7 protein-coding genes are annotated in these 6,304 nt (G+C 52.0%); 2 read left to right on the top strand and 5 right to left on the bottom strand.

What is annotated here, in order from left to right; genetic code table 11:
* Positions 1-223 precede the first annotated feature (223 nt).
* On the top strand, positions 224-928 hold the full coding sequence (locus H6F80_RS02935) for a hypothetical protein (RefSeq protein ID WP_190790117.1): 705 nt from the start codon (positions 224-226) through the stop codon (positions 926-928).
* On the opposite strand, the gene H6F80_RS02930 is transcribed toward H6F80_RS02935, so the two are convergent.
* From H6F80_RS02930 to H6F80_RS02920, 3 genes are all read right to left on the bottom strand, one after another.
* Positions 925-1,062 (bottom strand): hypothetical protein, encoded by a 138-nt coding sequence (locus tag H6F80_RS02930; protein ID WP_190790116.1) that lies wholly within the window; start codon positions 1,060-1,062, stop codon positions 925-927. The two genes, H6F80_RS02935 and H6F80_RS02930, sit on opposite strands and share 4 nt — an antisense overlap.
* Positions 1,063-1,183: 121 nt before the next feature.
* A complete protein-coding gene (locus tag H6F80_RS02925; RefSeq protein WP_190790115.1) occupies positions 1,184-1,765 on the bottom strand; it encodes a phycobiliprotein lyase in 582 nt (193 codons plus the stop codon).
* A 96-nt stretch (positions 1,766-1,861) separates the two neighbouring features.
* On the bottom strand, positions 1,862-3,574 hold the full coding sequence (locus H6F80_RS02920) for a hypothetical protein (protein ID WP_190790114.1): 1,713 nt from the start codon (positions 3,572-3,574) through the stop codon (positions 1,862-1,864).
* 315 nt (positions 3,575-3,889) lie between these two features.
* On the opposite strand from H6F80_RS02920, the gene H6F80_RS02915 reads away from it, so the two are divergent.
* Positions 3,890-5,503 (top strand): glycosyltransferase family 39 protein, encoded by a 1,614-nt coding sequence (locus tag H6F80_RS02915; protein ID WP_190790113.1) that lies wholly within the window; start codon positions 3,890-3,892, stop codon positions 5,501-5,503.
* On the opposite strand, the gene H6F80_RS02910 is transcribed toward H6F80_RS02915, so the two are convergent.
* The gene (locus tag H6F80_RS02910) at positions 5,500-6,087 is read right to left on the bottom strand and encodes a L,D-transpeptidase (RefSeq protein WP_190790112.1); all 588 of its coding nucleotides are present in this window, start codon (positions 6,085-6,087) and stop codon (positions 5,500-5,502) included. The two genes, H6F80_RS02915 and H6F80_RS02910, sit on opposite strands and share 4 nt — an antisense overlap.
* 118 nt (positions 6,088-6,205) lie before the next feature.
* Positions 6,206-6,301 (bottom strand): SPOR domain-containing protein, encoded by a 96-nt coding sequence (locus H6F80_RS31070; RefSeq protein WP_518523504.1) that lies wholly within the window; start codon positions 6,299-6,301, stop codon positions 6,206-6,208.
* Positions 6,302-6,304: the final 3 nt, after the last annotated feature.

Here is a 6,304-nt window from a genome sequence, read left to right as displayed (position 1 = left end):
GACTTTAACTGGACGGGTGATCCGGGTCCGTTTTCGGGCTTAAATTCAGAAGATAATGTGATTGATGGCGTACAGCAACAATAAATCCTTCCGGTTGATAGTTGGCGTTTCCCTGCAAGACTTGAGAGACTAGAAATGCAATTGCAAGAATGTTTGTTCAAGCAATGCAAAGTAGTTTCCCCGAAAGAAACTGCTCCTGACCCTGTCTCCCCCTGCCACAGCCATGAATCAACTGGCAAAAGAAATCTCAGCAGAAGTGACGGAACTGATTAGCCGCTACGGATTTGACCTGGACGGATATTCGGTCAAGGCACTGGTCGATTACTGGATGCAGCAGTATCCTGCGCTTTGGATTCGCCTGGCAACAATCGAGGCCCTGTATCAAGGACGCTATAAAGCAATCTCGATCGAGCAAATTTTAAACCTGTGGCGACGGCGGACTCGTGCGGTCTACCACTTCAACGGCGAATTTGAGCGCATAGTTAGCCTTCGTCCGATGCTGAGTGCCGGAGACCTGTCCAGTTCAGCTTTGCTGGGGGTGAAAACGGCTCAGCCCTCAATAAAGGGGACTGCAATCGATGGGACTGCTGAAGAATTCAGAGCCGATCGCAGCGAAACTCCCCAGGCAGGGGCGATCGATGGCTCGGTTCAGGAGAATCTCAGTGGGAAAAATGCCACAGCTAATTCCCCCGCAGAAGGTACTGCTCTGCATCAAACAAGCTGGCTGCAATTGCCGAACACAACGCAAAACAATTCCACCTCTGGAATCATCAGTTCAGAAGAAATTCGCCATGCGATCGTGAGCGAACCCCCACCCATTGACCAGTTCACACCAACGCTGGAAGTTTCTGATTTCTACTGGCGGCTCAAAGCCGTTGTGCAGGCAAGGGGCGCAGGCGCAGTCGAAGAAATCGGCAGAAGAAACTAGGTTTCGGAAAATGCTTGAAAATTCATCATTGTCCCCGGAACCGCCGCTTTAAGCCTGCTAGCCTGAAGGCGAAAGGCAGGATTTTGAAGTGAATTAGGAGATGGGTGAACGATCGCCGCTCCTGGAAAACTCAATTCTGTCCGAATGGTTTCAAAGCCTCCCGTTTATGGGGACAAAACCAGAAAGTGAAATCGAGGGGGCAATGTAGGAAAGCTGCCCCTGGATTAAACTTCTTCCTCAGCCAGGGACTTGGAATCAGGCTTCGGTCGGGGCTGGGCTGGTAGCGGCAGTGGTTGAAGCGATCGTCGATTGGGGCTGTGCGCCACCCATACGGATTTCTGAGCAGAAAGATGCCATGCTGAAACCGCCAAATCGCTTCAGGATGCTGGTTCTCAGGCGCAGATTGGGGCTGGCAAACCAGAGCCGCTCTTCAGAATACATCGTTTCGTATTCGGTGATGAGCGTCAGCGCGTCGTCGCTGCCCATGATGTAGCGTCCTGCCACTGGAGCTTTTTCAGCGTAGCCCTGTTCGCGCAGAAGCTTGCCCTCGTTTGATTTTTCAGCATCGGCGATCGGCACTAGCACCGTCGAGCCAGCGTGCTTTTCTTCGTCCCATTCCATTGTGCCGTCCCAGCTCACCCGTGCTCCGCAAAGTGCCAGAGCCGGATCGACTTCGTACTGCTGACAGAGTTTGACGACAGCCGGGTCGTCTTTGGGCAGTATCTCGATCGTCAGATTTGACTTGCCACTTTCCGACTGTTTAAACGCCAGGTGATGGCTTGTGCGCTGGGAAAACCATTTTCCTGAACTTTGCTGAAAAAACTCTGTAATATCCATGAGGGGCTGAAATTTAACGAAGTTTTACAAGATTCTCAGAAGCAATACTCACTATCTTAAAACATAAGACATTAGGACGAACTTGCACTGGCAGGATTAGCGAGAATCGCGCAGCAAACAGGTTGCGTCCAGCACGATCAAATTTCCGTCACGTTGCACGGTGCAGCGTTGCCGTTGCCTTGCCAGGGCAGGAGTTCCCTGTTGCAAATTGGCTACCGCCTGCTCGATCGCCTCCGGGTATTGGCGAATCCAAGTATTTTTTAGAAATTCTGGACGAAAAGAATCGCGGCTCACTACCCAAAAATCAATGCCATAGGTGCGAATGACGTCGGTTAAAGCAGCGCGATCGAGGCTGTATTGTGCCCGAATCAGATCATTCGCTCTTTGGCGAAAGGGAGTGATATAGCCGTCGTGATACGGAATCGCATATTCGCGCCCTACCAGAATCGGTCGCTTGGCAAAGGTCGGAACAAAGTCGATATCTTGTACCAGGGAAGCAATTATTGTGTCTTTGGGCTGCTGAGCAAAAAACTGGTAAAGCTGGGGGTTTGGTCCTGTTTTGTAGTTCACCTTCATAAAAGGGTAGGCGTAGCTGGGATACAGCAACAGAGTCACCGTCGTTACCCCAATCAGTGCCCAAGCAATTGCCTTTATGCCAATCTGCCGCGATCGTTGTAGCCCGTGCAGCAGCCCATCGAATGCCACCGTCAGGACGATCGCCGCCGCATACACCAAGACAATTCGCAGCGTATAGGCACTATAGCGACTGGGCAGATGGAGCCGGAACAGCAACAGATGCGCCATCATGAAGAGTCCGAGGGCAACGATCGTGATTTGCAGCAACATCAGAGGTTTGGTCTGACGCAGCAGCGGTAATCGGTTTCGCAGCGGTTTAAGGTACAGCAGCGGCAGCAAAAAACCGATTGCCAGCAGAAACGGTTTAAACGTAGGAAACAGCCCGCCTCGAAAGCTAACCAGCCAGAAATAAAGCGGATCGGGATAAAAGAAAGGATTGCGTCCGCCGACGTAAAAGTCGGGCAGTTGTTTTGCCTCTGCTACGCTCACTACCGGATCAAATTGCGTCGTCACCAGCGCATAGGGCAGCAGCACCAGAAACGCCACCAGCAAACCCGCCCCGCAAAACCAGTAATCCCAGCGATTTTCAGAGAGCCTCAGTCGCCCTGATTGCCAGCGCAAGGGTAGCCACAGCAGCAGTCCGGCAAACACAAACACAAACTGCGGATAAAATAAGCCTTCCAGCGCGATCAGGATGAGACAGGCAAGGAGCGATCGCTTCAGCAAAAAGTGCAAAAACGCCAGAAATATCGGCAGCATAAAGGCTCTGGGCGTTGCCGAAGCCAAGTCATCCTGACTCCAAAACAGGTAATTGAGCAGCAGACAGGCAAGAAATCCGGTCAAGGGAACGGGAAGCAACTGAAGCGCAAGCCGAAAGCCGTAGTAAGTAGCAATCAACCCCAGCAGGGGCGGGAGCAGCTTACTCAGCAATAGCGGATCAATGCCGATCGCCGCAAACACCCGATAGAAGCCGCTGTAGCCCCAGGGCGCAACCGACTGAAAATAATCTGCAATCCAGTCATTGGGAAACAACTGGGGGTCAAGAAATCGCTGCATCCAGAAAATATGCTGCCGGGCGTCGTCCTGCACAATGTAAAAATTCGCAAATGCTTTTTGCAGTCCCAGAATGCCAAACAGGGCAGCAAAGGTCAGGCTCAAACTCAGCCAGAAGCGCGTCTGCGAAACCGAAGGGTGAGCAGGAATTAGCCAGGTGTGGAGACGTTTAGCAAGCATGGATTCAGGAGATGACGATCGATTGAGAGGATGTTTGATGCAGTGTGAGGGGTTTGACATTGCCGCCTAACTCCCCTCATGCTGGGGGACTTTTGGGGAACTTTGAGTATTGAGAGCAGGCTCGGTTCCCGCCAGAATTGACCCAGGGGAGCAGTTCGGGGCATAGCCATAACTTTTCAAACATTCTCTTTTCTTAGACGGGCGATCGGCTCCGTTTGCTTCCCCCTTTTGCGATCGCCCCTGGCAATCCGGTAAACTTTGGGGGATTTTAGCAGTTTGCGACTCCGGGAGAAAGGGTCAGTGGTGGCAGAACCGATGCGAAGCAGCTCCCCCGATGGGGCAATCGGGATCAGGACAATTGGGAAAGAGTGGCGATCGTTGCCTGCCTGGTTGCGCTATGGCGTGGTTGCGCTGCTGGTCATTGGCATTTTCTTTCGGTTTTATCATCTCGATCGCAAAGTTTACTGGATCGATGAAACTAGTACCTCGCTGCGGGCACTGGGCAACACACGAGTCGAAGTTTTGCAGCAAGCTTTTACCGGAGAAGTGCTCAGCGTCGAGGAGTTTCGGCAGTATCAGCGTTTGCGTCCTGAGAAAGGATGGGGAGACACGCTAAACGCCCTCACTGGAACGGCAGAACACACGCCCTTGTACTTTTTGCTGGCGCGGCTCTGGGTTGGGTTTGTCGGGCATTCGGTCGGAACCATGCGCTTCCTGACAGCAGTATTCAGCGTTCTGGCGATTCCCTGTTTGTACTGGCTTTGTCGCGAACTGTTTGCAAATCCGGCAGTTGCCTGGACTGCGATCGGGCTGTATGCAATTACGCCAATTCACGTTTTGTTTGCTCAGGAGGCGCGTCCCTACAGTTTGCTCACGGTGTGGGTGCTGCTGTCGAGTGCGCTGCTACTGCGGGCTTTGCGTTTGGAAAGACCAATCCACTGGATTGCGTATGGAGTAACGGTCGTCGCCGGACTTTATACCCAGCTTTTGTTTACTTTTGTGCTGCTGGCGCAGGGTTTGTATGTCCTGATTGTGGAAGGAATTGGTAAACGGCGGATCACTGGCAATCTCACTGCATTTCTAATCACGGCTTCAGGTGCAGTCATTAGTTTTATTCCCTGGATTGCGCTGCTGTTTATTCGCCAAGAACAAGTAAGCGAATCGACTTCTGCATTGATTGGAAATCAGCCGCTATCTGCCATAATTGATCGCTGGGTGTTTCACCTGAATCAGGCATTTCTCGATCGCGATCTGGCTTCTGCAAATCTCCTGATTGTTCTTTTAGCTGCATTTGCGCTGTATTTTTTGATTCGTCATACGCCGCCTCGCACCTGGCTATTGATCGGGCTATTGGTAAGCGTCACGTTTCTTTGTTTGGCAATTCCTGATTTGATCAACGGGGGCCGCCGATCGCTGCGGATTCGCTATTTATTTCCGTTTATCTTAGGCATTCAGATCACATTCGCGTTTTTATTCACCACGCTGGCTACCAAGGGTCGAAAATGGCAGCAAAAAGTTGGTCAATTGCTCTTAGCAGGGTTTGTGATTGCAGGAATTATCGCTTGCAGTGTCAGCTCTCAGGCAGTGGTTTGGTGGAATAAGAGCAATCCGCGCAGTGCCTATTACCCGATCGTTTCAGAAATGATTAATCAACAGCCAAATCCTCTGGTCATTAGCGACGGGTCGGTTTCCGATACGCTGGCATTTAGTGCATGGCTCCGCCCGGACATTCGATTGCAGCTTATTGAAGATTTTCGCAATCTGAACATTGCTGAAGGGTTCGCTCCGATTTATCTGCTCAATCCTGAACCCAATAATCGAAAAATTCTTCGATCGGACTATCGCCTCAAGCTAGTCTACGAAGACCGCACCGATCCAGACGATCTTGAAGAACGCCTGTGGACGGTGGAGAAAAGGCGATCGAACTAGGGCTGGACTTCGACCAGTGTTCCAATTGCAACCTGTGCATAAAGTGCCTGAGCATCGGCATCGCGCATTCGGAGGCAGCCATGGGAAACTGCCTGCCCGATCAGCTCTTCTCGATTGGTACCGTGGAAGCCGATCTGATGCACACCGTCTGTCCAGAAGCCGACCCAGCGAGAGCCAAGGGGATTGTCGGCGCCTGAGAAGAAGAGTTCGCCCGTGAACGGATGCCGCCAGACCGGGTCTTTTTGCATTGAGATAATCCGAAAACTGCCAACCGGGGTTTCCCAGCCTTCACGCCCGACTGCGATCGGATAGCTCGCAATCTCCTGGTCATGTTGATAAACCACGACCTGACGATCGCCCAGACGCACCACTAGCCTGGTTTGGGCAGCGATCGGGTCAGGATTGAGGGCAGATTGCAGCGTTGCAGCGAGTCCGGCACGAGTGGGACTAACGGGTCTAAAGGGGGCTTCTTCCTGAGGCGGCAGCGTTGAGATGGGCGGCAAAATAGGGGATTCAGGGTCAGCTTGAGACAATTGCCAGTCGGTAATGACGAGCAGGGCAGCCGTCACAAAACTAAGAATCATGAAACTTTGTTTCAGAGACTCAAACCGACCGTTCATTCCTCATGCCGAACTTTTAAGTTTCTCTTTTTATTCTAGCGGCATGGATTTGGGGCAAGACAGGCTCTAAAGACAGGCTCTACTAAAGTCGCTGGATCACGGCTCTCAGCCCGCTCTGATTGAGCAGCCGAACCGCGTCCTCGGCGTTATCTCGATCGCTAAACGCTCCCACTTGCATCAG

This window comes from Leptolyngbya sp. FACHB-711, assembly GCF_014695615.1.
Taxonomy (GTDB): Bacteria; Cyanobacteriota; Cyanobacteriia; order Elainellales; family Elainellaceae; genus Leptolyngbya_A.
This window is presented reverse-complemented; position numbering and strand designations above follow the sequence as displayed.

What these genes read in the sequence shown, in the direction of transcription:
- H6F80_RS02935 (WP_190790117.1), top strand. Translation starts at nt 224, where the DNA reads ATGAATCAACTGGCAAAAGAAATCTCAGCAGAAGTGACGGAACTGATT.
- H6F80_RS02925 (WP_190790115.1), bottom strand. Translation starts at nt 1,765, where the DNA reads ATGGATATTACAGAGTTTTTTCAGCAAAGTTCAGGAAAATGGTTTTCC.
- H6F80_RS02920 (WP_190790114.1), bottom strand. Translation starts at nt 3,574, where the DNA reads ATGCTTGCTAAACGTCTCCACACCTGGCTAATTCCTGCTCACCCTTCG.
- H6F80_RS02910 (WP_190790112.1), bottom strand. Translation starts at nt 6,087, where the DNA reads ATGATTCTTAGTTTTGTGACGGCTGCCCTGCTCGTCATTACCGACTGG.
- H6F80_RS31070 (WP_518523504.1), bottom strand. Translation starts at nt 6,301, where the DNA reads ATGCAAGTGGGAGCGTTTAGCGATCGAGATAACGCCGAGGACGCGGTT.
- H6F80_RS02915 (WP_190790113.1), top strand. Translation starts at nt 3,890, where the DNA reads ATGCGAAGCAGCTCCCCCGATGGGGCAATCGGGATCAGGACAATTGGG.